Below are 26371 nucleotides of genomic sequence, written 5' to 3' on the forward strand. Positions count from 1 at the left end.
CACCGAGGACACCCTCACGATGACCACCGCGTACGCCCCCGGCTCCCTGGTCTCGGCCAGGGGCCGCGAATGGGTGGTGCTCCCCGAGAGCGCCGACGACATGCTGGTCCTGCGCCCCCTGGGCGGCAGCGACGACGACGTGGCCGCCCTGTTCCCCGCCTTCGAGAAGGTGGCGGCAGCCAGCTTCGCCCCGCCCACCCCCGACGACCTCGGCGACGCCCGCGCCGCGGGGCTGCTGCGCAGCGCCCTGCGCATCGGGTTCCGCTCCGGCGCGGGCCCCTTCCGATCCCTGGCCGGGATCGCCGTGCAGCCGCGCGCCTACCAGCTCGTCCCCCTGCTGATGGCGCTGCGCCAGCCCACCGTGCGCATGCTCATCAGCGACGACGTCGGTATCGGCAAGACGGTCGAGGCAGGGCTGATCGCCTCCGAGCTGCTCGCCCAGGGTGAGGCGAGCGGGCTGGCGGTGCTGTGCTCCCCGGCCCTGGCCGAGCAGTGGCAGCAGGAGCTGCGCTCCAAGTTCGGCATCGACGCGGAGCTGGTGCTGTCCTCCACCGTGTCCCGGCTGGAGCGCAACACCGACTACGGCGGATCACTGTTCCAGAAGTACCGGCACGTCATCGTCTCCACCGACTTCATCAAGTCCACCCGGCACCGTGACGACTTCGTCCGCCACTGCCCGGACCTGGTCATCGTGGACGAGGCGCACACCTGCGTGTCCGCCGACGAGCCGGGCGGGGGAGCGGGCAGGCGCAACCAGAACCAGTTGCGCTACGAGCTCCTCCAGAAGGTCTCCGCCAAGGAGGACCGCCACCTGCTGCTGGTCACCGCCACCCCGCACAGCGGCAAGGAGTCGGCGTTCCGCAACCTGCTGGGGCTGGTCAGGCCCGAGCTGGCCACCGTGGACCTGGACACGGCGGAGGGACGGAGCCTGCTGGCCCGCCACTTCGTCCAGCGCAAGCGCGCGGACGTGCGCAACTACCTCACCGAGGAGCGGGGCGGCGCGCTGGCCGAGAGCACCGCGTTCCCCTCCGACCGCGAGTTCAAGAACGAGCCGTACAAGCTCACCCCCGCCTACCGGGACCTGCTCGACGATGCCCTCGCCTACGCCAAGGAGCGGGTCGAGCAGGGCACCGCCCAGGGCAAGCGCGAGGCCCGGGTGGCCTGGTGGTCGGCGATCGCCCTGCTGCGCTCCCTGGTGTCCTCCCCGCGGGCCGCCGCCAAGACCCTGCGCACGCGTTCCGTGGCCGCGGCGGCCCAGACCCCGGAGGAGGCCGACCAGCTCGGCGCCCCGCTCACCCGGGACGCGGCCGACGCCGACGCCCTGGAGGGTATGGACACCGCGCCGGGTGCCGAGACCTCCCCGGACGGGGCGGCGGCCGCCAAGCACGACCGGCTGCTGGAACTGGCGAAGCGCGCCGAGGCCCTGGAAGGCCCCGAGAGGGACCGCAAGCTCAAGGAGCTGGTCAAGCACCTCAAGGGACTGCTGGAGGAGGGGTACAACCCCATCGTCTTCTGCCGGTACATCGACACCGCCGAGTACGTGGCCGAGCACCTGGACGGCAAGCTCAACGGGCGTGCGTCGGGCGGCCGGCCGGGGTGGAAGACCACGGTCAAGCACGTCACCGGCAAGCTCTCCCCGCAGCAGCGCGTCGAGCGCATCGAGGAGCTGGCGGAGGAGGCGGCCGCCGAGGCCGCCCGCGCGGCCGTCGACGAGGAGGGCACCCAGGCCCGCCGGGTGCTGGTGGCCACCGACTGCCTGTCCGAGGGCGTGAACCTCCAGCACTACTTCGACGCCGTCGTCCACTACGACCTGGCCTGGAACCCCACCCGCCACGACCAGCGCGAAGGCCGTGTGGACCGGTACGGGCAGCAGCGGGACGTGGTGCGCGTCATCACCATGTTCGGCGAGGACAACGTCATCGACGGCAAGGTCCTCGAAGTCCTCATCAAGAAGTACCAGGAGATCCGCAAGGCCCTGGGCGTGGCGGTGTCCGTCCCGGACGAGACGGCCGCGGGCGTCACCGACGCCATCGTGGACTGGCTGCTGAGCCGGGGGCGCGAGGCCGAGCAGGAGGCGCTGTTCACCCCGGAGGACCTGGTGGCCCGGACCGAGGAGGTCGACAGCGCCTGGGAGTCGGCGGCCGAGAGGGAGAAGACCTCTCGCACCCGGTTCGCCCAGCGGGCCATCCACCCGGAGGAGGTGGCCCGCGAGGTCGCCGCCGTCCGGGAGGCCCTGGGCGGGGCCGGCGAGGTGCGCGAGTTCACCGAAGATGCGCTGCGGGCGTTGGGTGCGCTGGTCACCCCGCTGCCGGACGGGGACGGTGACGGCGGCGGGTTCCGCGCGGACGTGTCCACGGTCCCGGTGGGGCTCAAGGACGCCATCGTCCCCCTGGTGGGCGGCGATGTGGTGGACAAGGGGCGGCCGGTGCCGTTCCGCGAGACGGCGGCCGTGCCGCGCGGGGAGGCGGCGCTGGTGCGCACCGACCCGGTGGTGGGGGCACTGGCCTCGCACGTGCTGGACACCGCCCTGGACGCGGAGGGCGATCCGGACAAGCGGCCGGCGCGTCGCTGCGGGGTGATCCGCACGGACCGGGTGAGCACGCGGACCACGCTGCTGCTGGTGCGGTACCGGTTCCACCTGACCCTGCCGTCCCGGCACGGGACCCGGCAGCTGGTGGCCGAGGACGCCCGGCTGCTCGCCTTCACGGGTGCGCCGGACAAGGCCCAGTGGCTCACGGCCGAGCAGGCGCGCGAGTTGGTGGACTATGAGGCCACCGAGAACACCGCCCCGACGATGGGTGTGAACACCATGCGGCGGGTGCTGGACGCCCTGCCCGCCGTCACCGAACACCTCGACTCCTACGGGGACGAGCTGGCCGCCGAACTCGCCGACTCCCACCGACGAGTGCGCGTGGCCTCCGAGGAGATCCGCCGCGGTCTCAAGATCCAGGCCCAGAAGCCCGCCGATGTCCTCGGCGTCTACGTCTACCTGCCCACCGTCGCCAACCCCGCCGCTTCCGCCGGAGGTGCCGCCTGATGTCCGCCATCGCACGCAACCGTGTGTTCGAGTCCGCCCAGACCGTGGGCGGCCTGCTGCCCGCCGACATGCTCGTCCGCATCTCCGAGGGCAAGGATGTGGAGGGGGCCAAGCCCGCCGACTACGGGGTCCGCGTCGGCTCGGTGTCCGACGAGGCCGAACGCCGCTGGGAGTACCTCAAGGGCGTGTGGCGCGAGCTGCGCAAGAAGCTGCCCGTGGAGGGGACGGGTGAGGGTCCGGCGATCGACTCCGTCAACGCGGCCCGCCCGCAGTGGGTGGAGCCCCTGTTCAACGAGCTGGGGTTCGGGTGGCTGAACGCCGGGCCGGGGGAGGGGATCGCCTCCGACGACGGAGCGAAGCGGTTCAAGATCACGCACCTGTGGCAGCACGTGCCGATCCACGTGGTGGCCTGGCACGCCGACCTGGACAAGCGCCCGGGCGGGGCCGGGACGGTGCCCCCGCAGTCGTATGTGCAGGAGATGCTGAACAGCTCCTCGGCCCACCTGTGGGCGGTGGTGACGAATGGGCGGCAGCTGCGGCTGCTGCGCGACTCCAGCGCGCTGGCCACGGCGGCGTACGTCGAGTTCGACCTTGAGGCGATCTTCGACGGTGAGCTGTTCAACGAGTTCGTGCTGCTGTTCCGGCTGCTGCACGCCTCCCGGTTCGCGGTGGAGGCGGAGCAGCCGCCGGCCACATGCTGGCTGGAGAAGTGGCGCGGCGACGCGATCAAGTCGGGTGCCCGCGCCCTGGAGCAGCTGAGCGAGAACGTCCGTGAGGCGATCTCGGCACTGGGCACCGGGTTCCTCAAGGCCAACCCGGACCTGCGCAAGGACCTGGACGTGAAGGCGTTCCACGGGGCGCTGCTGCGGCTGGTGTACCGGATGCTGTTCCTGTTCGTGGCAGAGGACCGCGACGCCCTGCACCCGCCGGGTACGGATGGGCAGGCGCGGGAGCGGTACGCGAAGTACTTCTCCTCGGCGCGGCTGCGGCGGCACGCCCGCCGGCGCCGGGGGACCTCGCACGGTGACCTGTACCAGGCGTTGACGCTGGTGCTCGACGCCCTGGGCGGCAACGACAAGCACCCCCATGGGCGGCCCGAGATCGGGGTGCCCGCCCTGGGCGGTCTGTTCACGGCGACGGAGGCGGACGCGCCGCTGCACGGGTTCAAGCTGAACAACGAGGCGCTGCTGGGGGCGGTCCGCCACCTGGCCCAGGTGCGCGACACGGCGTCGCGGCGCTGGCTCGCGGTGAACTACCGCAACCTCGACGCGGAGGAACTGGGGTCGATCTACGAGTCGCTGCTGGAGCTGGTGCCCAAGTACAACGTCTCGGACCTGACGTTCGAGCTGCGGGTGATCGGTGGCAACGACCGCAAGACGACGGGGTCGTACTACACGCCGTCCTCGCTGATCGAAACGCTGCTGGACTCGGCGCTGGACCCGGTCATCGACGACGCGGTCAAGCGCGCCGAGCAGAACGCCACCGCTGCCGGGAAGAGCGATGTCTCCCACACGGTGGTGGAGGAGCTGCTGTCCCTGACGGTGTGCGACCCGGCCTGTGGCTCGGGGCACTTCCTCGTGGCGGCGGCGCGGCGGATCGCCAAGCGGGTTGCCGCGGTTCGCGAGGGCAACCCCGAGCCGACGGTGGGCGCGGTGCGGCACGCCCTGCACGAGGTGGTGGCGCGGTGCATCTACGGCGTGGACCTCAACCCGATGGCGGTCGAACTGGCCAAGGTGTCGCTGTGGCTGGAGGCGCTGGACCCCGGCAAGCCGCTGAATTTCCTCGACGCCCACGTCAAGCACGGCAACGCGCTCATCGGGGCGACCCCGGCCCTCATGCGCCAGGGCATTCCCGACGCGGCTTTCATCGCGACCGAGGGTGATGATAAGAAGCACGCGAAAGCCTTGGAGAAGATCAACGCCAAGGAGCGTGAGGGGCAGGAGAGCCTGTTCGACATCGAGCCGGAAGCCGTCAAGGTGTCCAACAGCTCGTTTGCGAGCAGGCTGCGTCAGATCTCGGCTGCTCCGGCCGAATCGCTTGAGGATGTGCGTCGGCAAGAGAAGGCGTTCGAGGAGTTCCAAAGTTCGGATGAGTACACGCATGCGCTGCATCTGGCGGACGCCTGGTGCTCGGCGTTCATGGCGGTGAAGGACCCGAAGCAGCCGCGTCCGGTTACGGAAGCTGTCTTCCAGGCGTTGCAGGAGCCGGAAGGTCATGGTGCCACCGAGGACACCAACCAGGAGATCATTCGGCTGCGGAAGCAGTACGACTTCTTTCACTGGTACCTGGAGTTCCCGGACGTTTTCTCGGTTCTGGAGAACGATAAGGGAATCAACCCTGACACGGGGTGGTCCGGTGGTTTCGACTGCGTTCTGGGAAACCCGCCGTGGGACAGCGTGGAGCTGAAGGAACAAGAGTTCTTTGCCCAGCGGGACCCGGAGATCGCCGAGGTTTCCCGGGCTTCCGAGCGCAAGAAGATGATCGCGGCTCTCAAAGACGACCCGGACAAGCATGAGCTTTACCGAGAGTACGCTGAGGCCAAGCGGAAGGTGTATGCCGAGAGTCACTTCCTGCGTAGGTCGGGCCGTGTCCCGCTGACAGGGAAAGGGAACCTCAACGTTTACGCGGTTTTCGCCGAGACGGACAGGATTCTGCTCGGTGAGTGCGGGCGCTGTGGTGTCATCGTTCCGACCGGTATCGCGACGGATGCGCGCACCCAGTACTTCTTCAAGGACCTGGTGCAGAAGGGTTCTATCGCGGCCCTCTACGACTTCGAGAATCGAAGCGGCTTGTTCCCGGCCGTGGACTCGCGCATGAAGTTCTGCATCCTGTCCCTTGCGGGTCGCGACCTGCGCGAATCTGAGGCCTCTTTCGCGTTCTTCCTGCACGACCCAGCCGAGCTGGACGATGCCGACAAGGCGTTTACCATGACTCCGCAGGAGATCACCCTCCTTAACCCAAATACGGGCACTTGCCCGATCTTTCGCTCCCGCCGGGATGCCGAGATCACCCTGGGCATCTACCGACGAGTCCCGGTCCTGGTGAAGGAGGGCGACCCGAACGGGAACCCCTGGGGTGTGTCGTTCATGGCTATGTTCCACATGTCCCACGACTCCCACCTCTTCCGTACTTACGAACACTTGGAAAAGAGTGGATGGATTCTGGAGGGAAATATCTTCGTCAAAGGTGAGAAGCGCATGCTGCCCCTGTACGAGGCGAAGATGATTCACCATTACGATCATCGGTGGGCCACATACGCGCAGGGCGGCGATACCCGTGATCTCACTCTCGAAGAGAAGAAGGACTCGAACGCCGTGGTCATGCCTCGCTACTGGGTCTCGGAGGGTGCGACCGACACGGGGGAGAAGGACAAGTACAGCAAGCCGGTGATGGAAACCGGTGTCCAGACCAAGTTGGACGCTGCTGGCTGGGGTCGGGGATGGCTTCTCGGTTGGCGCGACATCTGTCGTTCAACAGATTTGCGAACGTCAATAATTTCCTTTGTTCCTAAATCCGCAGTTGGAGACAAGTACCTTTTGATGTTCCCGGACTGTGAAGCCGGGATCGTTCCTGCCCTTGTGGGCATGCAGGCTTCTTTTGCTTTTGACTTCTCAAGTCGACAAAAGCTTGGCGGGACTTCCATGAAATTCTTCACGTGGAAGCAGCTTCCATTTCTCTCTCCGGGGGATGTTGCTTCAAATTCTGATTTTATCTCTAGGCGTGTCTTGGAGTTGACTTTTACATCTAAAGACATGATCTCCCTTGCGCGAGACCTTGATGATCAAGGAAATCCATTTCTGTGGGAGGAGGGGCGCCGTTTCGTAATGAGGGTTGAGCTGGATGCGCTCTTCTTCCACCTGTACGGGATCGATCGCGATGACGTGGAATACATCATGGAGACCTTCCCGATCGTGAAGAAGAAAGATGTGGCCAAGTACGGCACCTACCGCACCAAGGAGCGCATCCTGGAGATCTATGACCGGATGGCGGAGGCCGGGGTCTCTCAGGACACCCCGCTGGTCGATGGTGAGAACTTCATATCCGAACTGACCCCGCCGCCCGGCCACGGCCCCCGGCACGCGCCCGTTTCCTGATGTGCCTGCGCCCCGCCCCGAAGCCTTCGGGGCGGGGCGCCAGCACTCAGCAATCGGGTCTTGTCATGGACGCGCACTCCATGTGCTTCGGGTAGTAGCGATGACTTCTCCGGCCGCGCTGCCCTGGGGCCTTCCGGCTACCTCTTCTCGTTGCTGTCACCCGCGATCACCGAGGGCCAGGGGAAGTCCTCAGGTAGGGCGTCCATGACCACCTCCCCGCAGCGCCGCCCCTTCCAGGTCCCGGCACTGCGCATGGTGCCCACCTCCCGGAACCCCGCCTTGGCATAGGCGGTGCGCCCGGCGGCATTGGGTTCGAGCACTTTGAGCCAGACCATCTCCAACCCGATGACATGGAAGGCGTAGTCCAGGGTCAGCCGTGTGGCCGCTGTCCCCACACCCCGGCCGCGACTCTCCGGTGCCACGACCAGAACGAACTCCGCCGTGCGCACCTGGTGGTCGATCAGCAGACTCGCCAACCCGCACGGGGCCGTCTCGCCGCCCCGGGTGTCGTACACGGTGAACCGGGCCTGGTCGGGCGCTCCGCGCAATTGGTGTTCCAGCCCTTCGGCCCGCGACTCCGCGCTCTCGGGAACCTGCCGCCCGTACCCGAGCACCGCGCCCGGGTCGCTCTCCCACCGCCAGTACTCATGGGCCAGGTCGGCGCGCAGCGCCCCCAACGCGATGCCCTCGACTCGGGCCCACAGAACGGGTTCAGCGATGTCACTCACGGGACTCCTCGAAGGGTGTGTAGTCGGTGATGTCGTCGGATTCGGCGACCGGTCGGCCGTCGACTTCGACCCAGGCGTGCAGCCGCACCGGATCGGTGGCTGCCCCGTGCCGGAACACTGCCCGGTGTCCCGCCCAGCGAAGGGCGACGGAGGTCGCCGCAGCCTCCTCCCAACATGCCACGCGCAGCGGTAGCAGGCGGCCGATCCTCCTCACGGCGTACGCCGCCGCCTCCGCAACGGCATGGTCGGCAGGACCTGTCGCCATCCGTCCGGCCAGGCGCCGGGTATGGGCGAACGCTTTCGTACGGCCGAGCACTCCAACGCTCACGACGAGGGACAGCGCGCAGGCTCCCAACGCATACCAACGCAGTGATGAACGGGGAACCGGCGCGAGCGCGGCAGGGCTCTCCCGCGTCCCCCAACTGGGCGAGGAAGACACTCCCGGCCTCACCCTGCCCCAGGCCCGGGGATCTTCTCCCCCGGCGAGGACCCCGGCGTTCACCAAGGCCGCAACCGCCCGTCCCCGATCCGGGACGGACAGAGCCGAGACCACACCTCCCGCACCTTCCAAACACGAGATGACCTCAGCGGCCTCCCCCGAGAACAGCTGCACCGCCCCCGTCTCCGCGTCCAGGGCGACGCAGGCGGACGGGAAACAGATCAGCCGCAGCTGCGGGGCCGGCACAAGGTGCGGCGGAAGTGCCGTCATCACGCCTCCTTCCGTGCTCGGCTCCGCGTCCACGCGGCTGGAGGGCTTGCCTCGACCGCACGCCCCCACACCTCGGCGGAGATCACCGGCTCCAGCAGCCCCCAAGGGGAATCCCTGCCCAGCGCCGCCATGTGGAGTTCTCTGCGCAGTTCCTGCGGGTCGATCAGGCCGTGGCCGGCCAACCACCCGTCGAGGAGGACGGACACTTCTGGAAGATGTGCGCGCAACCCCAGGTGGTGGTCGGCATCGGTACCCCCCTTGGTACGGCGTCGCGTGATCGCTTCCGGTAGGACATCTCGCATCGCCTCCGCCAGCTGCGGTTTGTAACTCCAGGGCGACCCCCGATCCGTGACACGGAAGGCCAATGCGGCCTCCACCACGGATCTGTCCAGGAACGGGGCTTCCAGGCGGACCCCGAAGGCCTCGGCGAACTGCGCGTCGGCGTGGGCGGTGCGCCCGATGCCGCGCAACGTGAGGAGTTCCGCGTCCGAGCGCAGGAGGTCCAGCACACCACGGCCGCCTCCGAGGGCCGTCATGGCCTGTGCCTTCGGGGTGAGCCAACGGCAGGAGAACCTGTTCCCGCCCCGGGCCGACTGTCGCAGCAGCCCTGCGGGGGAACGCCGGTCGAGCTTGGCCCACCCGTGCAGATCACGCAAGGTACGGATCACGCGACCGCGCACCGCCGGCCTCAGTGCGAGCTCGGGCGACTGCATCAGCAGTGCGTCGCCTCCATCGCCGGTCATGTGCAGGGTGTTCCCCGCGGTCCGGATCCGCTCGTAGGCGAGGATGTGCCGGGCGCAGGTGACGGTGGACGGGGCCGGTTCGTCGGTCGGTGGTATTTGTTCCAGGCCGCTGTAGGGGAGCTCGGTCTCGCCCAGGGCCAGCAACTCGTGGCGCATGCCGAGCCGTCCGCGCGCGGCCTCGCGTGCGTGGTCGAGATCGCCGCCGTGGTCTCTGGAGGCGGGATGGACCGTCCAGGCGGTCAAACGCCGAGAGCCCGTGGCCCGCTGCTCGGCGAGGAGACACAAGGAGGTCGAGTCCAGGCCTCCGCTCAGATCACAGGAGAGACGCTCCGCCTGCGCGAACCTCACCTCCACGGCGCCTTCCAATGCCCTTCCGAAGCGGGGAACGGTCTCGGCCCGGGGACGGGTCCTGGGCGGTGACCACCAACGGTCGACCACAGTCCGTCCTCCATAGCGCATGTCCAGGCTGTGTCCCGGAGGAACGGCATGCACCTGTTGGAATGCGCTTCGCTCCGCGAAGTGCGGTCCCGCCGGGTCCATGAGCAGACCCGATAACCAGGCCAGATCCACCCCGGTATCGGTGAGGCCGGCCAGGGCACGGCTGGATGACGCCCACACCACTGAGCCCTCCACTTCGCAGAAGTAGAGGGGAAGCGCGTGTACGGGATCGGCGAACACTGTTGCCCCACCCCGATGGGCGACGACCACCGCGTACATACCGGCCCACGAGGAAGGACCGGTACGCCAGGCTCCCCGGAGCCAGCCGCGCAGATCGTCCGCGGACACCGTGTGGCTGCCGAGTACCGCACCCATCAGTGGGCCGCTCCTAGTGACGGTCACGGTGGGCCCGGCACCCGGGCCCACCCTCCACAGCTCACCACAGGGGATCACCTCTGACCAGGTCGGGGCCATCGGTCGCGGGGCGGAGGAAACGGCGGCCGTGACCACCCCGCCGAACCAGCCCATGGTTTCTCCTATCCTTGAGGCACCGACTTCATGTCGGGTCACTGGTACTTGTAGCGCTTGTCCTCGGTTCCGCTCCGGGTGCTCGTTCCCTCCGTCAGCTCCGCTGCGTCGCCGAGTTCGACGACATCGGGGAAGAAGGGTTCCGATCCGGATTCCTCCACCGTCTGTACGGGGTGGGCGTGTTCCTGCATTGCTGGACGCTCCTTCGTGCGCGCCGGTGATGTGGTCCTTAAGTCTGTTCCTGAACCGGGGGACGGATCTACCGCACGAAGGACACCTCGAAAGACGTCCTGGTGCGATAAAACGTCCCCATGCCCCCTAACGAACGGCTTCGTCTGTGCCTGTCGCGGTCCGGGCACACGCTGGCCTCGCTCGCCGAACAGGTGCGCACCGACCCCAAGACCGTGGCCCGCTGGATCAGCACCGGGCGGGTGCCCCACCGTCGCAACGCCCATGCGGTGGCCCGAGTGCTCGGTGTAGACGTCCGGGAGCTCTGGCCCTCTCTGGAGCAGCTGAGGGAGAGCGGAACGGGCGCGGACCAGGATCTGAAGTCCGTTCACCTTCAACGCTCCGAGGTACCGATCGAGCAGTGGCGGACGATGTTCGCGGCCACGGAGAGATCGATCGACATCCTGGTCTACGCGGCCCTGTTCCTCCACGAGCAGATCCCCGGTTGGAACGACCTGCTCAGAGAAAAGGCCGAGAACGGTGTCCGAGTGCGTGTGCTCATCGGAGACCCCGGTTGCGAAGCCGTGCGTGTACGTGGGGAGGAGGAGAACTTCGGCCACGGCATCCAGTCCCGGTGTCACCTGGCAACGATGCACTACCGGCCGTTGGCGGTCGTGCCTGGTGTTGAGGTGAGGTTGCACTCCACGACGCTGTACAACTCGCTCTACCGGGCCGATGACCACATGTACGTCAACACCCACCTGTACGGGGTCAACGCCTACGGCAACCCGCTGCTACGGCTCGAACGCACAGCCCCACAAGGACTGTTCGACGCCTACGCCGCCAGTATGGAAGCCGTATGGAACGATGCCCGGCCGTTGGAGGAGTGAACCGGAACATGGCTCGTACCGAGTACTACGACGACCCTGCCGCACCGGTCCCGAACAGTCTGGTGGTGGCGGCCAGCGCGGCCGTCATCGACGGTGAGGGACGGCTGCTGTTGCAGCGGCGGGTGGACAACGGGCTGTGGTCGATGCCCGGCGGGGCGATGGAGATGACCGAGAGCCTGCCGCAGGCGGCGGTGCGCGAGGTGTGGGAGGAGACCGGGTACGAGGTGGAGGTCACCGGCCTGGTCGGCACTTACACCGATGCCCGGCACGTCATCGCCTACAGCGACGGCGAGGTCCGCCGCCAGTTCAACGTGTGCTTCCGCGCCCGGGTCGTGGGCGGACAGCTCACGGTCAGCGACGAGTCGCACGAGGTGCGCTGGTTCGCGTCCGCCGAAATCGAGGACCTGCCGATGCACCACACCCAGCGGCTCCGGGTGGAACACGCCCTGCGAGGGGGACCTCCGTACACCGGCTGACCTCGCTCAGGTGTTGTCTCCGGGGCGCTTGAGCTCAGCTTGCTTTGCGCAGTACGGACCCCGTCTGCTGGAGGTTCACAGGCGGGGCCCGGCGATGGTGCTGTCGCCCGGGTCAGGTGTCCTTGGCCGTGTCGAGGAAGGCCTGCCACTCATCGGCGCTGAAAAAGAGCGCGCCCAGCTCCCGGTGCTTGGTGTCCCGGACCCCGGTGACCGGACCCTCCGAGACCTCCACACACTCACCGCGCTCAGCGCTGTAGCTCGCGGTGTGCCAGGGAGAAACGGGCATCGACGCCGTCTTGATGGCTTCGTGTTCAGTCATCAGGTCTTCTCCAGTTCGCCTGCCAGGTGGCAGATGAAGTCTTGCGTGTCGTCCAGGGGCAGGGCGGCCGCCTGCAAATGCTCGAACCGGTGCTCGTGGTCGGCGAGTTCGTTGCCGCCCTCGAAGAAGTGCCCACTGGGGAGGACGTCGATGTAGCCCACACGGTCGGCATCACCAAGGTGCAGCAGAGTGTAGCCGCAGGGCTGCGCCATGCCTTTGGACAGTAGCAGCACCTGAATGTCAATGTTCGGGCGCTTATTGAGCTCCAGCAGGTGCCGCAGCTGGGTGCCCATCACCTGCGGACCGCCGACGAGGCAGCGGAGTGCGGACTCGTCGATCACCGCCCAGATCCGGGGCGCGTACTCGCGGTTGAGGAGGGTTTCGCAGCGCTCGATCCGGGCGGCGATGCGCTTCTGGCGCTCTTCAGGATCGGTGACGATTCCCCGGGACATCAAGGCCTCGATGTAGTGCGGGTGCTGAAGAAGTCCGGGGACGACCCCCATCGCGTACTGCTGGATCTTGGTGGCCTCGTTCTCCAGGCTGTAGAAGGCGTTGCCGGCCACGTCCTCGTGCTGGAACCACCAGGGCTTCTGCTTGCGTGCCGCCTTGGCGATCTCCACCAGCTCTTCCCGGAGCGCGTCGCTCGCGCCGTACAGGCGGCAGAGCGCGGCCACGGCTTCCGTCGTCAGCCGGACGAACCGCCCGTTCTCGATTCTGTAGAGCTTGCTGGTGTCCCAACCCAACTCGTTCGCGACCTGCTCCTGGGACAGCTTGGCCTGGGTCCTGAGCCGCTTGAGCTGACTCACCAGGTAGTGCCTGCGCACGGGGGAGCCCTGGGCCACGGAGGCCTCCTTCGTCCAGTCGTCACATCGGATGGCAGGGGAGACCCATCATCTCACCGCGCCAAAAAGGACATGTGTTCATAATGCAGACCACTTTAAATGCAGGCCTTGTAAGTTTGAAGGCCGCTCCCTAGCTTAGAGGGCGAGGCGAGATTCCGGCGGGTTTCTCCGGAAGGAGGGGCTGACCTCGGCTGGCGCGGTGTGCCATGCGGGGAGGCGGCCGGGATCTGGCCGATCCCTGGCGTGCATCGCTCACTACGGGATGGCCGCTCACGGGGCGGCCACATGAAAACGGGCTCTGGGGGCGAATGCCGCGCCCCCAGAGCCCAGTGACAACGCAAGACTCCCTGCAAGGAGAAGCGCATCATGACCATTGTGCCGTGTCCCAGCGCGCTCTTCCACACCCCCACACCCGGCTTCGCTGGGCGCCGCTGGGCCAGCCGCCTCTACCCGGGTGACCTCGCCGAACTCTCCGGGGCCCGTCAGGACCTGCGCGCCGACCTGCACCGCCTCCAGGGGCTGTGCCCAGACCTGGCCGACACCATCACCCTCTGCGCCAGCGAGATGTTCGCCAATGCCTGCGACCACTCCCGCTCCGGCCAGAAGGGCGGGCGGATCATTCGCACCCTGTCCATGCCCACCGCCCGCAGCCTGCACGTGATGATCGTCGACGACGGCGTCCGGGACGCCGCCCCCGCCTTTCCGGAGATCCCGCACCAGCGCACCGTCGAGGAATGGGAGGAGGCCGAACGCGGCCGCGGCCTGCTGCTCATCGACGCCCTGGCCACCTGTTGGGGGTCCCGGGCCGTGGTGGACTTTCCGTTCTGCGCGGGGCTGGGCACCGCGGTCTGGGCCGAGTTCACCCTCCCCGCCCCGGCCGGAGACGTGGCCCGGTGAGCGCCGAACCCGTCTCCTCCGGGGTGCGCGCCGTGCTGGGCGCACCCCGGGGCCGCCGCTTCTCCCGCCCGGGAACCCCGACCCTTCCCGCGCTGTCCACTCGGGAACAGCGCCTCCTGGCACAGATGCCCGACAACCCCCGGGTCGCCTACCGCCAGGCCCGCGGCCAGACCCCGCCTTGGATGAACCTGCACTCCGCCCGTATTACCGGGGACGACGCCCCGCGCCCGGCCCGACGACGCGAACCCGCGCCCGTCCCAGGCCGCGTTCCGGCACCCCGGGTTCCGCGCCCCCGGCCCGCCCCCGACGACGGCCCGGCCAGGCCGCGCCCCCACCGGGAACCCCCGCCGTTGCCGCGCTGCCGTCCGGGCCGTCCGCGCAGCCACCGCAAACCCCGAAAGCCCGGCCGCATCGCCTGGCGACTGACCGCCTACACCCTCGCCGCCCTGGCCGGCGCCCTCGCCCACCACTTGGCCGCGCCCTTGTTATAACCATCCGACTCCACAGTCACCGCCGGGGCGGACCCACCCGCCCCGGCCTGTCCCGAACCCGATCCGGGGTGCCCACAGTCCACCTGCCCCGCCTGTCATCACGGAGACTTCTTCCGCACGGCACCCGTGGCAGACGGCCGACGACGCAGATCCATGGGTGCCGGCCGGTACGAATCGGAACCGCAACCTGTGCCTCATGGCCGAGAAGCCATCCCCGTGTTGTGGACGGCCGTGCTCGGAGCGAGATCGGCGAGATAGGACCTACTCGCCGTCCACGGTGTGAGTTCCACGCCGAAGGTGTCCTCCGTGCCCTGGGACAGGTGGACGAGCCTGCCCACCACATGGATCGGGTCCCCCGCACGGAAGGCCCCCGTGTACGCGCCCAGGTACGAGCGCAGGTGCACGATCCGGTCGGCGAAGGACTCGGGGTCGTCCACGGTCGAGCGCAGCACCCGGTCGACCCTGATCCGGTACAGCGCCGGAGTCAGGATCCCCTCCGCATGGTCGGTCACCGTGGCGAGCAGGGTGATCTCACCGATCTCCTTGGCGCTCATCGTGTCGGGGTTCCCGGGGACGTCGGCACGAAACACACACTCAACCTGACCATCCGCGCCCACCAAACCACGACCGGGTCCCGGTGGCGGCGCATGGACCCGGCCGCCCAGGCCCTGCTCGTTCTGGTCCACCTGCACAAGGGCGAACCGTTCGCCCAGGTTGCGGCTGGGCTCGGCATCAGCGCCGCAACCGCCTGGCGGTAAGTGCGCGAGACCACGGCCCTGCTCGCCGCCCAGGCGCCCACCCTGAAACAGGGCTGCGCCGCAACCGCCGCAAGGGCTGGGCGTACGTGATCGTGGACGGCACCCTCATCGCCTGCGACCGCGTCGCCGCCGACCGGCCGTTCTACTTCGGCTACTTCGGCAAACACCGGCGCCACGGCATGAACATCCAGGTCGTGTCCGCACCCGACGGCGAACCGCTGTGGACGTCCTGGTCACTGCCCAGTGTGGTGCATGACACCAAAGCCGCGCGGGTGTGGAAGATCGCCGAGCTCATCAAGGCCGCGGGGCTGATCGGCCTGGGCGACAAGGACTACGTCGGGCTCTCTGACGTGATGTTCTACCTGTTCAAGGGGCACGACAAGCCGCAGTGGAAGAAGGACGCCAACTCCGACCACGCCCAGCTGCGCTCACCCGGCGAGCGCGAGATTGCCCAGCTCAAGCAGTGGGACATCTTGCACCGCCTACGCTGCTTCCCACAATACGCCGCCAGATCACCCGTGCCGTGCTGGTCCTTGAGCTCCAAGAAACAGGACGAAAAAGGTTTAGTGTTGCAACATTCTGGAATGATAAGTCAGGAGCTAAGTTGAATTCCTGTCGCAAATGCGACGAGAATCAAGACTCCCATCCAATAAAATATGCGAAGCTTTCCTGTGGAGTGAATGGCCTGCTTGTAGGGCCATGAATTATGGAAATATTCCGGCAGGGGGCTCGGGCTGGAGGCGCTGATTTGATGCGTTAGTCCTGCTTTGGGGAGCATGCGGCGTAGTTCTGTCTCGAGAGTTTCTCCGTGTTTGACGGATCCTATTAGAAGTCTGTGGTACCAGGACTTGTCCACAAAATAAAAAGCAAGCCAAAGGATCAAACCAAAGAATAAAATCAGGGTAGGGAACTTTAGTGACAGGGAGAAGAGAGTGACTTCCGTTCTTTCTCTGGATGTCACTGCCGCTGTCCCTAGGGTGAAGGTCATAGCGGTCAGAGCCAGTCCGCGTATGCGCCAGCTGATGTCATTGAAATGCTGCTGAACGGAAATTGTTTGCTTCCACATTTCTATATAATGCTGAGTCTTGTCATCGTCTGTAGGATCTTGTGGCATCTAAGCTCCTTGGAAATCGAACATGTCCAGTAGTTCAGAGAATCCCTTATGTGCAGTTCGTGTGGGTGCTATATCGGGGCGCTCGGCCAGAATTTTCTCTCTCCTAATGTCTTCCTCCGTCCAGTGCGAAACTCGACGTAGGAGCTCATAGCCTTCACGATCGTGAGAGACGCCGTAGGCGGCATGAACATCATGGACACCGAATTCCTGGGCCATGGCCACGTCTTTCATTAGGCTATCACCGATATAGACCGTTGAACGGCGATCAACTGAAAAATCTTCAAGGATCCATCGTAGTACTTCTTTGTTCGGTTTGAGTAGTCCTTGGCGTACGTGGCGGTGCTCAGTCTTTTTCAGTCCGTAGTCGCTGGATGGGTACATTCGAATGCTTTCGGGGGTCTTTCCGTGCGGAAAGTCATGGTCAGGGGAAGAATACATGGTATCGATCAAGCCGTCCAGTCCTGTATTCCGCATCCTCCACTCTGACCAAAAAGAAATTGATTCGGTGTAGGCGATTACGGGGACGCCCCGGCTTTTTATCTCTCGGAGAGTTTTCTTGACTCCGGGATAGAGTGAAATAGTGTTCTTGCGCGCGCTATTCAATGCGTGTAGAGCTTCGTCATATGTTTGCATCGGAGAGCTTTTTGGTGAACGCTCTTGGAGTGAGGGAAGCTCATCCAAAAGAAGAGAGTATTCAGTGGTGGCTCGCGCCTGGTGGACCTCTCGTATCTCTGCTTCCAACTGATTCTGAGGCACCCCGCTCAGCTCGCTGAGGCGGTTCAACATAGCTGAGAACGACGTATGCCACATGTGAAACCAGTCCCACAGCGTGTTGTCGAGGTCGGTAATCAGAAGGGACACACGTGGTGTAGAGAGCTTAGAAGGCACGTTGGCCTCTCGGTTGAGGGTGCAGGTACAACTTCGGTGATGTGAGTAAGAGTACGATAAGGGTCTGACAGGCCGGGGTGGTGTCAATTCGTGGAAGCAACGCCTTCGTCCTGACAGGGCTGTTTCAAAGTCGGGATCGTGGCCCATTAGCGCTGATCACAGCCCTGTAGCGATCCGTCCGAAGCCCCCACCAACGAGCAACGGAGCCCGCTAGAAGAGCAGGGACTCTCACATCTCTGACTTCCAAGGGACTCCGTTGCGCCCCCAGTCTGCCACGCCCACCACCGCCCCCGTCGATCTTCCCGACAGGCTCACCCATCTGACCGATCCCCGCTCGCCGCGCGGTCGCCGCCACAGCCTGGCCAGCATCGTGCTGTGCGCCCTGTGCGCGATGCTCGTCGGAGCCCACCACCTGCGGGCGATCGGCCAGTGGGCCGACGCCGCACCCCTCTCGCACCCTGGCCCGCCTGGGCTGCCGGATCATCTGCCCCGCCCTGGGCGCCCGCGCCGCTCCGTCCCCGGCGACCATCCGCCGTGTCCTGCTCGCCCTGGACCCCGAGGCCCTGGCCGCCCTCATCCGGCCCGACACCCTCCAGATGGTGGCGGTGGACGGCAAAACCCTGCGTGGATCGGCCACCCCCGCCGAGACAGCGGTGCACCTGCTGGCCGCCCTGACCCCCTACCGGCGCCTGGTCGCGCAGGTGCGGGTGCCGGCCGGTACCAGCGAGATCGACGCCCTGGCCGTGTTGCTGGACGGTGCGGACCTGGCCGGTGTGGTGGTCACCGCCGAAGCCCTGCACACCCAGGCCGACACCGCCACCCACCTGGTCCAGGAGTTGCACGCCGACTACGTATTGACCGTCAAACGCAACCAGAAGACGCTGTTCGAGCAGTTCAAAGCCCTGCCCTGGGCGCAGGCGCCCACGCTGGCCACCGCCCGGGACCGCGGACACGGATGCGCTGAGACTCGCACCGTCAAGGTCATCAACCTCGCGGGCAGGCCCGGTTTCCCGCACGCGGTCTAGGCCGTGCGCCTGCGCCGCTACGTGAGGGATCGGCGCACCGGGAAGGTGTCGTGGACCTATGCTTATGCGGTGACCTCGCTGGAGGTCGGCCAGGCCGACGCGGCTCGGATCGGCGCTCTGGTGCGGGGGCACTGGGGCATTGAGGCATGGCACCACATCAAGGACGTGTCGTTGGGTGAGGATGCCTGCAAGGTTCGCTGTGGGCACGGCCCCGACAACCTGGCCGCGTTACGTGCTCTCGCCTTGGTGTTCCTGGGCCGGTTGGGTCAGGACACGGTGCCCGACGCGATCCGGTGGGTGTGGTATGAGGCGTTCATCCGCCCGCTCGACGTGATGGGGCTTCGTTGACCAGCGCGAACGTTACTGCATGCCGAGAATGGAACAGCCCTGGCCAAGACTGGGATGATCGTGCAAGACACTCTGGCGTCGACCACCGTAAAAAACCTCTAATATAACCTCTATGAGTCACATCTGACGTATTCTTCGATGCTTTCCACGTACTCCTCGCGGGTGTCGAATTTTTCCCAATGAGAATCGAGATAGAGACCTGAGAAATCATTTCCCTTCATGGGCTCGCCGCACCAGTCAACTTCGTTCACCTCCAGGGCGTGCTGCATGGCCTGAATCACCTCGCTTTCGCTGACCCCCGAGCCCCCACCGACCTCCCATTCCTCTATGGCAACGGTCACATGATATCCTTCCGCGTCTTCGATGACCGCTTTGGATCTCAGTAGCACATCGATCCCATCGAATTCCGACAGGCCTTCCTCTTCTTCAAATTCTTTTCGTTCTTCGTAGTAATTTCTTACGTTCTCCATGGCTGATTCTCCATCACTTCTGGAGAATATTTCACCGAGAACGTAGGCATCGGTGGTCGCCGAAAGCCAGATCCGCGTCACTTGATCGACCTGGGCCTCGGTGTTGGCGGGTGTACCTCCGTTCGCTTCTTCGCGGGTAAGACTGCACGCGGAAGCAAGGCCGAGTGTGAGAATGGAAATGGTGGCGAGTGAAAGCGGCGTCGTTCTTCTCATCGGCTGTTGTCTTTCGATTTCATTGAACGAGGGGGATCCAATTAATCACGAACTCGGTGAGTCTGCGGGCACTCCTTCGTAGAGCCCGTTGATGTTTTCCTTGGAGTAGCGGAGTTGGTCTTCGATGGGACTGTAGTAGTCGCCGAAGTATTCGGTGAACCCCGCCGAGAAATCGGTTCCGGATTCATTCTCCCTCGGTGTCCAATCGACTTCGCTGGATTCAAGGAAGCTGTTCAATGCCTCTTGGGCCTCCGAGGAATCGAAGGATTCGTCCCCGGTCTCGCCGCTGAAATCGATGTAATACTCCCCGTTGTGCTCACCCAGGAGACCCGCGCGTTCCAGTACTTCCTGGGGGGTGGCATCCCCCGCGATCCGTATTTCGTCATTGATGCTCGGGAGTTCTCCACCGTTACGCTCGATCACCTCGGAGAGGACTCGTGAGCTCGTGTAGTACTCTACGTCGATCGCCGTGGTTCTGCTGTTCACGTGAGACGTGGAACTCAGATAGTCGTCGAACGCTTGATTGATGATGTCTGGAGTCATGAACTGCGACATGCTTTGAATTGCCACGCCGACCCCCGGAACCAACCCCAAGGCGTTGTTTCCGGTATTCGCCACGCCGTCGACGATTCTCCGTCTCAGTGCCATTTCTTCTTCGAGGTCGAGGTTTCGATTCACTGCTTCGTTGTGCAGGGCGGCATCCACGAGCGACTGGAGGACACCGGCGTTGGCGCCTGTCTCCACCTCATTGCCGTCCACCAGGTATATCTCGGTCTGCGCGGCCGAATAAACCGTCGCTGCGGTATGGGCGCGGACAGCAGAATCCTCGTTGCCCATGATGTACTCAAGGAAGATCAGTCGCTCGGCGGGGGACATGGCGAGTGCCCTGGAGTCGTCATTCCAACGGTCTTCCTTCTCTGGCCTCTCCCATCCGAAGTCCACGTGCCCGCCGTCGATACCTTCCTCGTCGGCGAAACTATCGATGTACAACTCGAAGAGGTGGGCGAACCCGTCAGCGATCTCTCCGTTGACCGCGGTGAAGGGGGCGTCGGGAACTTCTGTCCCGTCGGCAAGTTCCACTTGGATGCCCGTGTCGGAGAGGATGTCGTGCATGTCCTTGGAGGTGATCGTCTCCATGAGTCCGTCCATGGCCTCAGCGGCCATGCGGCGCTCATCCGCGTCGTCACTCCATGACATGTCCTCGATCCACTCGGTCAGACCGCGAGCCGCATCTCCGTCATCTTTCCAGTCGTGGGTGTACAGGTCACCGATAATGCGGTTCGTGACGTTCTCGGCGGTGTCCTCGGTCCATGGAAGTTCCCCTTCGACACCGTCCGGATACTCCCCGGTGAGAATCGCGTAGTTGGCATCCTCGTTCCTGGTCGCTACATCGACGAGCCCGGCCATGGAACTGTCGTCATTGCCCAGTGCACCGATCCTCGTGAGTGACAGCGAGACGGTGTCCATCATGCGTGTGGAGAACTCGGCGCCCCCCTCCATGTCCTCATGGGAATGCTGAAGGAAGTCGTTGAGGTATCCGGCTCTCTCCATCCAGTCCGTGTGAGTCTCGTTGAAGCCGCCGGCGGTTCTGGTGCCGCTGAAGTCCGGGCCCTCGATCACGGAGCGGACAGATGCGGGCAAATCTTCGTATCCGCCGCCTATCCGTTCGTCGGACAGGGCGAGGATCCCGTCCCCGAGCACTCCGAGCGCGTGCTCGCGCTCCTCATCGCTCAGATGGCCTCCCTCCATCAACGTAGGCAATCCGAGCACACCGTTGCCGTTCGGATCCGCCTCTTCAAGGCTTTCGTAGAAGGTCTGGAGGAAGTCGATCTCTTCACTGGGATAGCCCGTGGTCCACTGTTGGGCCTGCTTGGCGTTGGTGCCGATCATCGCCATCACGAGCATCAGCTCGTGGTAGCGGTCGTCCAGCGGCTTGTCACCGGACCAGTAATCCGCCAGCTCGTCCGCCCACTCCTGGGCGTTCTCCTCGGTCAGCTCGCTCGGGTCGACCAGCATCGTGTAGTAGCGGGCCGGGTCGAGGTTGTAGAACGCCCAGTTGGCGTAACCGCCGTCGATGAGCTTCTGCACGTTGACCTTGGTGGCGCCCTCCTCCAGCATGTCGCCGATCTCCTCGGCGTGCTCCTGGTAGGTGGTCCACAGGGTGTCGAACCGGCCGCTGACGCTCGTGCGCTTCTCGACCAGCTCGTCGTACAGGTCCCGGCAGGTGTTCTCGTCGCTCCAGAGCCAGGTGCGCTCGGGGAAGGTCGACGTGATGTGGCTGGAGGAGTAGTCGCCGGGCACCCGACCCTCGCAGTTGGTGACGGCGGTGTTCCACTCCTCGAGGAGTTCCTCGCGGCCCTCGCGGAACTCCTCCACGTAGTCGGCCCACATGTCGCTGACCATGGCCGCGTAGGTCAGGGCGACGGCGGCGTCCACCCACAGCTGCCGATCCTCGGCGGCCAGCGTGCTGATGTCCCAGGCCAGGATGCTCGTGAACTGCCCGGCCGCGCCGTCCAGACTCGCTTGCAGGTTCTCGGAGTCGCCCAGGACCCGGGCGTCCAGATCCTCGAAGTCGGTGGTCCGGGCCCGGATCAGCGCGGGGATCGCGTCGGTGGTGCGCAGGGTGAGGGAGAGGTCGAAAGATGCCACGGGGGTTCCTCAGGGGGAGCGGGATCGGGGAGAGGGGGTCAGTAGAAGTTGACGTTGCCCAGGCCGGGCGGCACGTGGTGGGTGGCGTCGGACAGCTCCTCGGAGCTCTCCAGGTCGTTGAGGGCGACCTCGCTCGCCCCGGCCTGGATGTTGTCGGCCAGTTGCAGCCCGTGCGCCTGCACGTCCACGAACCCCTGGAGGTGGCGCTCGCGGAAGGACCGCCATCCGGCCTCGATGTCCTCTTCACCCGACACCCGGATCGCGTCGTCGACCGTCAGGTCGAACGCGTCGGCCAGCCCGGCCATCGCCGTGGCCAGCGCCTCGGCGTCCTCACCGCCCTGCCGGGCCTCGTTCGGATTCGCACCGGTTCCACCGCTCATGCGAAATGTGACCTTCCCCAAGGGCGGTACAAGCCCTCATGACTTTTGTGTCGCAAGACTCCTGCTTATCGCCATAAGTTACCGCTCCGCACTGAGAGCAATGGATCCGCCCTGAGGTTCATGGCTCGCGACCTGGGTTTCCAATGGAACTCGTGACCACTTTCGGCCAGTCGAAGGTGCCCGGAGCAGGGAATCCAGATCGGTTCACCGGCTTTGTTCGCTGGACTCGCGTGAGCCGAGTCCGACCTTGTGCACCTCCAAGTGCTGCGTGAGCAGATGCTGTCCCGGGACCTGGGCCTGCTGTGGTGGCTGGAACGGAACAGGTACCGCAGGGGACGGAAAGCCCGTTGCTGTGGACCAGGGAGCCCATCGAGGACCACCGGGAGCTGGTCGCCGTGCTGCGCCGCGAGAGCGCCGTCGCGGAGACGCGGGAGGGTGCGCTGCTGAGAGCCAGAGTTGAGGAGGCCCTGGCCCTGGTGGAGGACCCCGAGACCGCCGCCCGCTTCGCCCGCCACCTGGGGGACTGCATCGCCCACATCCCGCCCGGCCCTCCGGTGAACGAGGCGTGCGATCCACACCTCGTTGTCCGCGACGGCTGACATCATGGCGGAAAGCCGTGTGCTCACCCCGCTCCCGCAGTACCGCCCCCGCCCCCCGAGTGCACAGGAGACTTGTTGCAGTCCAACACCTACAGCCCGACCGCGATCTTCGGTAGCCACACGCGGTACGTTGTCCCCCTCTTCCAGCGGCCTTACGTCTGGAACCGGGACGAGCAGTGGGAACCGCTCTGGCAGGACGTGTGATCGGTCGCCGAGCGACTGCTGGAGCCCCAGGCCCTGCTCGCCCCTCCGGCGGCACTTCCTCGGGGCCGTCGTCTTGGACCAGCAGAGCATCCCCACCGGGCACATCGCGGTGCGCCGGGTCACCGACGGACAGCAGCGGCTGACCACCCTCCAGCTCCTGCTCGACGCGGTGCGCAGGGCCGTGCGGTCGCACGGCTTCTTCTTCGAGGAGATCACACGGTGGGCCCTGGACGACGGTGAGGGGACGCCCGGCGGGTCCCCGCAGGAGCGGTTGACCGCCCTGGTGCGCACGGTCCGCGACCATCTGCGCCTGGTCGTCATCGACCTCGAGCCCGGCGACAACGCCCAGGTGATCTTCGAGACCCTCAACCACCGCGGCAGCCCGCTTCTGGCCGCCGACCTCATCAAGAACCTGCTGTTCCAGGTCGCCGAGCAGCAGGGCGCCGACGTCGAGGGCCTGTACCGGGACCACTGGGCGCCGCTGGACGGCGACCGGTGGCAGGAGGAGGTCAGCCAGGGGCGGCGCAAGCGCCCCCGGATCGACATGTTCTTCCAGGCGTGGCTGACCATGCGGCTGCGCCGCGAGGTCCTCCAGGACCGGCTCTTCGTGGAGTTCCGGGAGCTGCTGGCCACCGGGGGGACGACGGCCGCCGCCCTGATGGAGGAGGTCGCCGCCGACGCACGGGTCCATCAGGCCATGGCGGACGCCCCCTACGACTCCGTCGAGGGCCTGTTCCACTGCCGGGTGGTCCGCCTGGACACCGCGGTCGTGGCGCCGTTGCAGCTGTGGCTCATGCGCTGGGACGAGTCGGACATGCCCGAGGAACAGCGGCACCTGGCACTGGGGGCGCTGGAGAGTTGGATCGTGCGACGGTCAAGGACATCAACCGCTTGGTCGTCCTCCTCAGGGCCGTGCACGAGGCGGGCCCCGGGCAGGCGGGCACGGCGGTGCTCCGGGAGCTGGAGCGGCAGACCGCCTCCTCCCGGTACTGGATCGACGACCACCAGATGTGGACGATCCTGCGGACCGCTCCGCTGTACCGGCAGCTCACCCGCCCCCGCATGCGCATGCTCCTGGAAGCGGTGTAGGACTCCCCGCGCGGGCCGTGGGGCGAGGGGCAGCCCTGTCCGCGTCAGCTGACCGTCGAGCACGTGATGCCCCAGCAGTGGACAGAGCACTGGGGAGAGGATGTGCTCGGTGATCCGGAGGCGGAACAGGCCAGGGAGGAGCACGTTCATGTCCTGGGCAACCTGACCCTGGTCAACGACAAGCTCAACCCCGCACTGTCCAACCGCCCCTGGGCCGATGAGACCACGGCGGCCCGGGGGATCAACGGCAAGGGCAAGCGCTCGCTGCTGCTGGTGTACAGCACCCTCAAACTCAACGCGCTCTTGGCCGTCGGTCACGAGAAGGAGTGGACCGAGGCGGACATCGACCGGCGCACCGAGCAACTCGTCGACCACCCGGGCCTGGGTCAGCGGCCCGCCGGGGCGAAGTCGCGCGAGGCGAGGAACTCCGGGCGTGGGGCCGGGGCGCTGAACGGCTTCACGCAGGCGTTCTCCACGCTGTTGAATACGATGAAGACGTTCGAGCGCGGGTACGGCGTGATGTTGCCGCCCGAGCCGTGCATGCAGTTGGAGTCGAACACGGTCACCCCGCCCGCCGGGCCGGTGAGCACGTCGATGCCGTGCCGGTCGGACAGCCGGGACAGGGACGCCTCGTCGGGGGTGCCCACGTGCTGGCTCCTCAGGGAGGCCCGGTAGTGGTCCTCCGGGGTCTCGCCCACGCATGAGACGAACGTCCGGTGCGAGCCGGGCATGATCATCAGCGCGCCGTTGTGCGTGAAGTTGTCGGTCAGGGCGACCGAGAAGCTGCACGCCCGCATCCTGGGCATGCCGTCCTCGGCGTGCCAGGTCTCGAAGTCGGAGTGCCAGTAGAACGAGCCGCCGCCGAAGCCCGGCTTGTAGTTGACACGGCTCTGGTGCACGTACACGTCCGAGCCGAGGATCTGACGTGCGCGCTCCACCAGACGGGGGTCGTTCACCAGGTCGGAGAACACCGTGCTGATCTTGTGCACGTCGAACACCGAGCGCACCTCCTCGGAGGAGGGCTCGACGATCAGGCGTTCGTCGCCGCGCAGCGCGGGGTCGCCGGCGAGCCGGTCCAGTTCGGCCCGGTAGGCCGCGACCTCGGCGTCGGTGACGAAGGCTTCGATCTGTGTGTAGCCGCGACGCTCGTACCCTTCGAGCTCCCGGGAGGAGAAGGGGCCGTCGCCGGAGCCCCAGACGGTGGGGTCCTTGCGGTCCAGCAGTGCTGGTTCGGGGGTTTTGCGGGTCGGGTACTCGTCCGCGGTCGATGCCGGAAGATCCATCTGCAGAGTCATGGCCGAATCCCCTGGCGGGGTCTCATCCTCTCCGAGGTCGACGGTTTTTCCTGCCGACACGTGAACCTAACAAAGAGGAGAGGTCTCTCGTTCCGCTCTTGAGAAGGTGTGTGTTTGTCGGATGACCTGCCGGGTAGGGCTCGATTACTATATGGGCGGAAGTTCTTCCCGGAAGCTTTCGTCCGTGCCCCTCGGTGTGTTCTTTCCGGGAAATGAACCGGCTTACCTGCGAAGATCGCGCGGGGTGCGGGGTGCGCCGCCTCGGGTCATCCTCCCAGCTCGTCGCGGTGCGGGACGCGGATCGGATGATTCGATGTCGCGATGCGGAATCGTGTTGTGCTCTGGTTCACATCAATCTGATTCAGATTATGGTGCAGAACCTCCGTCCGCCGTTCGGTTGTCCGTGCCGCCTCCGCTTTTCTCCACGAAGTCGGTGGAGCGACCCTTGTCGCTGTTCGTCGGCGGTTTTCTCCTGCGTTTCTCGCGGATCGGAGTCCGGGTGAAGGCCACCGTTGCCCGAGGTGCGCCGGGGCCCCGCCCGGCATCGTCGTGTCGGCGGTATGTGGTTGTCTCGTCCCATGGGTGTCGAGATCGAGCGGTTCCTGCGATTGGCGAAGGCGCTACCGGAGTGCGAACAGCAGCAGGGGGACAAGTACACGACGTTCCGCGTGCGAGGGAAGCCGTTCGGCTACCTGTGGCCGCGCACCGCCACGGTGGGGCTGAAGCAGACCCTGCTGGAGCAGACCGCCCTCGTGGCCGAACGCCCCGAGGTGTTCGAGGTGCAGTTCACCGCGGGCGGGTTCGGGTGGGTGGTCGTCCACCTCGACGGGATCGACCTGGACGAGCTGAGCGAACTCGTCCTGGAGGCCTGGTTCCTGACCGCGCCGGAGGACCTGCACACCTCACAGCCGACCCCGGAGGCCCTGGTCGGATCCTGAACCGCGGAATCTCCATTCCTGGAGTGGAACGCGGGAACGCG

Annotated in this window: 24 protein-coding genes and 4 pseudogenes; 15 read left to right on the forward strand and 13 right to left on the reverse strand. The window is 66.0% G+C overall.

The genetic code is table 11. The features are described 5' to 3' along the window. Nucleotides 1-19 precede the first annotated feature (19 nt). Complete coding sequence (locus RM479_RS12295; RefSeq protein ID WP_311511857.1) at nt 20-3037, forward strand: helicase-related protein; 3018 nt, start codon at nt 20-22, stop codon at nt 3035-3037. Beyond that, entirely contained in the window at nt 3037-7131 is a 4095-nt protein-coding gene (locus tag RM479_RS12300) for an Eco57I restriction-modification methylase domain-containing protein (RefSeq protein ID WP_311511858.1), read from the forward strand. The genes RM479_RS12295 and RM479_RS12300 overlap by 1 nt, the downstream gene beginning before the upstream one ends. Nucleotides 7132-7268: 137 nt before the next feature. Here RM479_RS12300 and RM479_RS12305 read toward each other — a convergent pair whose 3' ends face one another. Genes RM479_RS12305 through RM479_RS12320 form a run of 4 tightly spaced genes read right to left on the reverse strand, consistent with a single transcriptional unit; the run spans nt 7269 to nt 10468 of the window. Beyond that, nucleotides 7269-7859 (reverse strand): GNAT family N-acetyltransferase, encoded by a 591-nt coding sequence (locus RM479_RS12305; RefSeq protein ID WP_311511859.1) that lies wholly within the window; start codon nt 7857-7859, stop codon nt 7269-7271. Then, nucleotides 7852-8568: a lasso peptide biosynthesis B2 protein gene (locus RM479_RS12310; protein WP_311511860.1), complete on the reverse strand. Its 717-nt coding sequence runs from the start codon at nt 8566-8568 to the stop codon at nt 7852-7854. Before RM479_RS12310 ends, RM479_RS12305 begins: the two co-directional genes overlap by 8 nt. After that, nucleotides 8568-10277, reverse strand: a complete 1710-nt coding sequence (locus RM479_RS12315) for an albusnodin/ikarugamycin family macrolactam cyclase (protein WP_311511861.1) — start codon at nt 10275-10277, stop codon at nt 8568-8570. The genes RM479_RS12310 and RM479_RS12315 overlap by 1 nt, the downstream gene beginning before the upstream one ends. Before the next feature lie 38 nt (nt 10278-10315). Further along, nucleotides 10316-10468 carry an albusnodin family lasso peptide gene (locus RM479_RS12320; RefSeq protein WP_311511862.1) on the reverse strand — a complete coding sequence of 51 codons (153 nt, stop codon included), beginning with the start codon at nt 10466-10468 and terminating at the stop codon, nt 10316-10318. Nucleotides 10469-10588: 120 nt separating this feature from the next. On the opposite strand from RM479_RS12320, the gene RM479_RS12325 reads away from it, so the two are divergent. Together RM479_RS12325 and RM479_RS12330 are read left to right on the forward strand one after the other, a co-directional pair. After that, entirely contained in the window at nt 10589-11335 is a 747-nt protein-coding gene (locus RM479_RS12325) for an XRE family transcriptional regulator (RefSeq protein ID WP_311511863.1), read from the forward strand. 8 nt (nt 11336-11343) lie between these two features. After that, nucleotides 11344-11811: an NUDIX hydrolase gene (locus RM479_RS12330; protein WP_311511864.1), complete on the forward strand. Its 468-nt coding sequence runs from the start codon at nt 11344-11346 to the stop codon at nt 11809-11811. A gap of 112 nt (nt 11812-11923) precedes the next feature. Here the strand turns inward: RM479_RS12330 and RM479_RS12335 are convergent, their stop codons facing one another. Then, complete coding sequence (locus RM479_RS12335; protein ID WP_311511865.1) at nt 11924-12130, reverse strand: DUF397 domain-containing protein; 207 nt, start codon at nt 12128-12130, stop codon at nt 11924-11926. Next, nucleotides 12130-12972, reverse strand: coding sequence for a helix-turn-helix domain-containing protein (locus tag RM479_RS12340; protein WP_311511866.1), 843 nt, complete (start codon nt 12970-12972; stop codon nt 12130-12132). The genes RM479_RS12335 and RM479_RS12340 overlap by 1 nt, the downstream gene beginning before the upstream one ends. A gap of 366 nt (nt 12973-13338) precedes the next feature. On the opposite strand from RM479_RS12340, the gene RM479_RS12345 reads away from it, so the two are divergent. Both RM479_RS12345 and RM479_RS12350 read left to right on the forward strand, forming a co-directional pair. Then, entirely contained in the window at nt 13339-13869 is a 531-nt protein-coding gene (locus RM479_RS12345) for an ATP-binding protein (RefSeq protein ID WP_311511867.1), read from the forward strand. Beyond that, a complete protein-coding gene (locus RM479_RS12350; protein ID WP_311511868.1) occupies nt 13866-14360 on the forward strand; it encodes a hypothetical protein in 495 nt (164 codons plus the stop codon). The genes RM479_RS12345 and RM479_RS12350 overlap by 4 nt, the downstream gene beginning before the upstream one ends. 194 nt (nt 14361-14554) lie before the next feature. Here RM479_RS12350 and RM479_RS12355 read toward each other — a convergent pair whose 3' ends face one another. Then, a complete protein-coding gene (locus RM479_RS12355) occupies nt 14555-14914 on the reverse strand; it encodes a hypothetical protein (RefSeq protein ID WP_311511869.1) in 360 nt (119 codons plus the stop codon). Here RM479_RS12355 and RM479_RS12360 point away from each other — a divergent pair. Then, nucleotides 14861-15726: pseudogene (locus tag RM479_RS12360) on the forward strand (transposase family protein). The gene RM479_RS12355 and the pseudogene RM479_RS12360 sit on opposite strands and share 54 nt — an antisense overlap. Here the strand turns inward: RM479_RS12360 and RM479_RS12365 are convergent. Next, entirely contained in the window at nt 15711-16232 is a 522-nt protein-coding gene (locus RM479_RS12365; protein WP_311511870.1) for a hypothetical protein, read from the reverse strand. The pseudogene RM479_RS12360 and the gene RM479_RS12365 sit on opposite strands and share 16 nt — an antisense overlap. After that, nucleotides 16233-17093, reverse strand: a complete 861-nt coding sequence (locus RM479_RS12370; protein WP_311511871.1) for an HAD family hydrolase — start codon at nt 17091-17093, stop codon at nt 16233-16235. A gap of 283 nt (nt 17094-17376) precedes the next feature. Here RM479_RS12370 and RM479_RS12375 point away from each other — a divergent pair. From RM479_RS12375 to RM479_RS12385, 3 genes and pseudogenes are all read left to right on the forward strand, one after another. Continuing rightward, nucleotides 17377-17505, forward strand: a pseudogene (locus tag RM479_RS12375) (hypothetical protein); the annotation flags it as partial. A 178-nt stretch (nt 17506-17683) separates the two neighbouring features. After that, on the forward strand, nt 17684-18145 hold the full coding sequence (locus RM479_RS12380) for an ISAs1 family transposase (protein ID WP_311512075.1): 462 nt from the start codon (nt 17684-17686) through the stop codon (nt 18143-18145). Nucleotides 18146-18214: 69 nt separating this feature from the next. Beyond that, a complete protein-coding gene (locus RM479_RS12385; RefSeq protein WP_311511872.1) occupies nt 18215-18493 on the forward strand; it encodes a hypothetical protein in 279 nt (92 codons plus the stop codon). A 110-nt stretch (nt 18494-18603) separates the two neighbouring features. Here RM479_RS12385 and RM479_RS12390 read toward each other — a convergent pair whose 3' ends face one another. Genes RM479_RS12390 through RM479_RS12400 form a run of 3 tightly spaced genes read right to left on the reverse strand, consistent with a single transcriptional unit; the run spans nt 18604 to nt 22205 of the window. After that, nucleotides 18604-19176: a hypothetical protein gene (locus RM479_RS12390; protein ID WP_311511873.1), complete on the reverse strand. Its 573-nt coding sequence runs from the start codon at nt 19174-19176 to the stop codon at nt 18604-18606. A 45-nt stretch (nt 19177-19221) separates the two neighbouring features. Then, on the reverse strand, nt 19222-21825 hold the full coding sequence (locus RM479_RS12395; RefSeq protein ID WP_311511874.1) for a TPR repeat region-containing protein: 2604 nt from the start codon (nt 21823-21825) through the stop codon (nt 19222-19224). A 38-nt stretch (nt 21826-21863) separates the two neighbouring features. After that, nucleotides 21864-22205 carry a hypothetical protein gene (locus RM479_RS12400; protein WP_311511875.1) on the reverse strand — a complete coding sequence of 114 codons (342 nt, stop codon included), beginning with the start codon at nt 22203-22205 and terminating at the stop codon, nt 21864-21866. A gap of 347 nt (nt 22206-22552) precedes the next feature. On the opposite strand from RM479_RS12400, the gene RM479_RS12405 reads away from it, so the two are divergent. The 4 genes and pseudogenes from RM479_RS12405 to RM479_RS27600 form a co-directional block, all read left to right on the forward strand. Then, entirely contained in the window at nt 22553-22804 is a 252-nt protein-coding gene (locus RM479_RS12405; protein ID WP_311511876.1) for a hypothetical protein, read from the forward strand. Between the two features lie 72 nt (nt 22805-22876). Then, nucleotides 22877-23008, forward strand: coding sequence for a DUF262 domain-containing protein (locus RM479_RS12410; protein WP_311511877.1), 132 nt, complete (start codon nt 22877-22879; stop codon nt 23006-23008). Between the two features lie 55 nt (nt 23009-23063). Next, nucleotides 23064-24149: pseudogene (locus RM479_RS12415) on the forward strand (DUF262 domain-containing protein); the annotation flags it as partial. Nucleotides 24150-24163: 14 nt separating this feature from the next. After that, a pseudogene (locus RM479_RS27600) lies at nt 24164-24406 on the forward strand (HNH endonuclease family protein); the annotation flags it as partial. Nucleotides 24407-24483: 77 nt separating this feature from the next. On the opposite strand, the gene thpD reads toward RM479_RS27600, so the two are convergent. After that, the gene (thpD, locus tag RM479_RS12420) at nt 24484-25392 is read right to left on the reverse strand and encodes an ectoine hydroxylase (RefSeq protein WP_311511878.1); all 909 of its coding nucleotides are present in this window, start codon (nt 25390-25392) and stop codon (nt 24484-24486) included. Nucleotides 25393-25970: 578 nt separating this feature from the next. Here thpD and RM479_RS12425 point away from each other — a divergent pair. After that, a complete protein-coding gene (locus RM479_RS12425; protein ID WP_311511879.1) occupies nt 25971-26330 on the forward strand; it encodes an MmcQ/YjbR family DNA-binding protein in 360 nt (119 codons plus the stop codon). The last annotated feature ends 41 nt before the right edge of the window (nt 26331-26371 follow it).

Origin of the sequence: Nocardiopsis lambiniae, assembly GCF_031845465.1 — a bacterium.
Taxonomy (GTDB): Bacteria; Actinomycetota; Actinomycetes; order Streptosporangiales; family Streptosporangiaceae; genus Nocardiopsis; species Nocardiopsis lambiniae.

Bases quoted from the DNA above. Each gene is read 5' to 3' on its own strand.
- RM479_RS12295 (WP_311511857.1), top strand. From the start codon at position 20: ATGACCACCGCGTACGCCCCCGGCTCCCTGGTCTCGGCCAGGGGCCGC.
- RM479_RS12300 (WP_311511858.1), top strand. From the start codon at position 3,037: ATGTCCGCCATCGCACGCAACCGTGTGTTCGAGTCCGCCCAGACCGTG.
- RM479_RS12310 (WP_311511860.1), bottom strand. From the start codon at position 8,568: ATGACGGCACTTCCGCCGCACCTTGTGCCGGCCCCGCAGCTGCGGCTG.
- RM479_RS12315 (WP_311511861.1), bottom strand. From the start codon at position 10,277: ATGGGCTGGTTCGGCGGGGTGGTCACGGCCGCCGTTTCCTCCGCCCCG.
- RM479_RS12320 (WP_311511862.1), bottom strand. From the start codon at position 10,468: ATGCAGGAACACGCCCACCCCGTACAGACGGTGGAGGAATCCGGATCG.
- RM479_RS12325 (WP_311511863.1), top strand. From the start codon at position 10,589: ATGCCCCCTAACGAACGGCTTCGTCTGTGCCTGTCGCGGTCCGGGCAC.
- RM479_RS12330 (WP_311511864.1), top strand. From the start codon at position 11,344: ATGGCTCGTACCGAGTACTACGACGACCCTGCCGCACCGGTCCCGAAC.
- RM479_RS12335 (WP_311511865.1), bottom strand. From the start codon at position 12,130: ATGACTGAACACGAAGCCATCAAGACGGCGTCGATGCCCGTTTCTCCC.
- RM479_RS12345 (WP_311511867.1), top strand. From the start codon at position 13,339: ATGACCATTGTGCCGTGTCCCAGCGCGCTCTTCCACACCCCCACACCC.
- RM479_RS12355 (WP_311511869.1), bottom strand. From the start codon at position 14,914: ATGAGCGCCAAGGAGATCGGTGAGATCACCCTGCTCGCCACGGTGACC.
- RM479_RS12365 (WP_311511870.1), bottom strand. From the start codon at position 16,232: ATGCCACAAGATCCTACAGACGATGACAAGACTCAGCATTATATAGAA.
- RM479_RS12390 (WP_311511873.1), bottom strand. From the start codon at position 19,176: ATGAGAAGAACGACGCCGCTTTCACTCGCCACCATTTCCATTCTCACA.
- RM479_RS12400 (WP_311511875.1), bottom strand. From the start codon at position 22,205: ATGAGCGGTGGAACCGGTGCGAATCCGAACGAGGCCCGGCAGGGCGGT.
- thpD (WP_311511878.1), bottom strand. From the start codon at position 25,392: ATGACTCTGCAGATGGATCTTCCGGCATCGACCGCGGACGAGTACCCG.
- RM479_RS12425 (WP_311511879.1), top strand. From the start codon at position 25,971: ATGGGTGTCGAGATCGAGCGGTTCCTGCGATTGGCGAAGGCGCTACCG.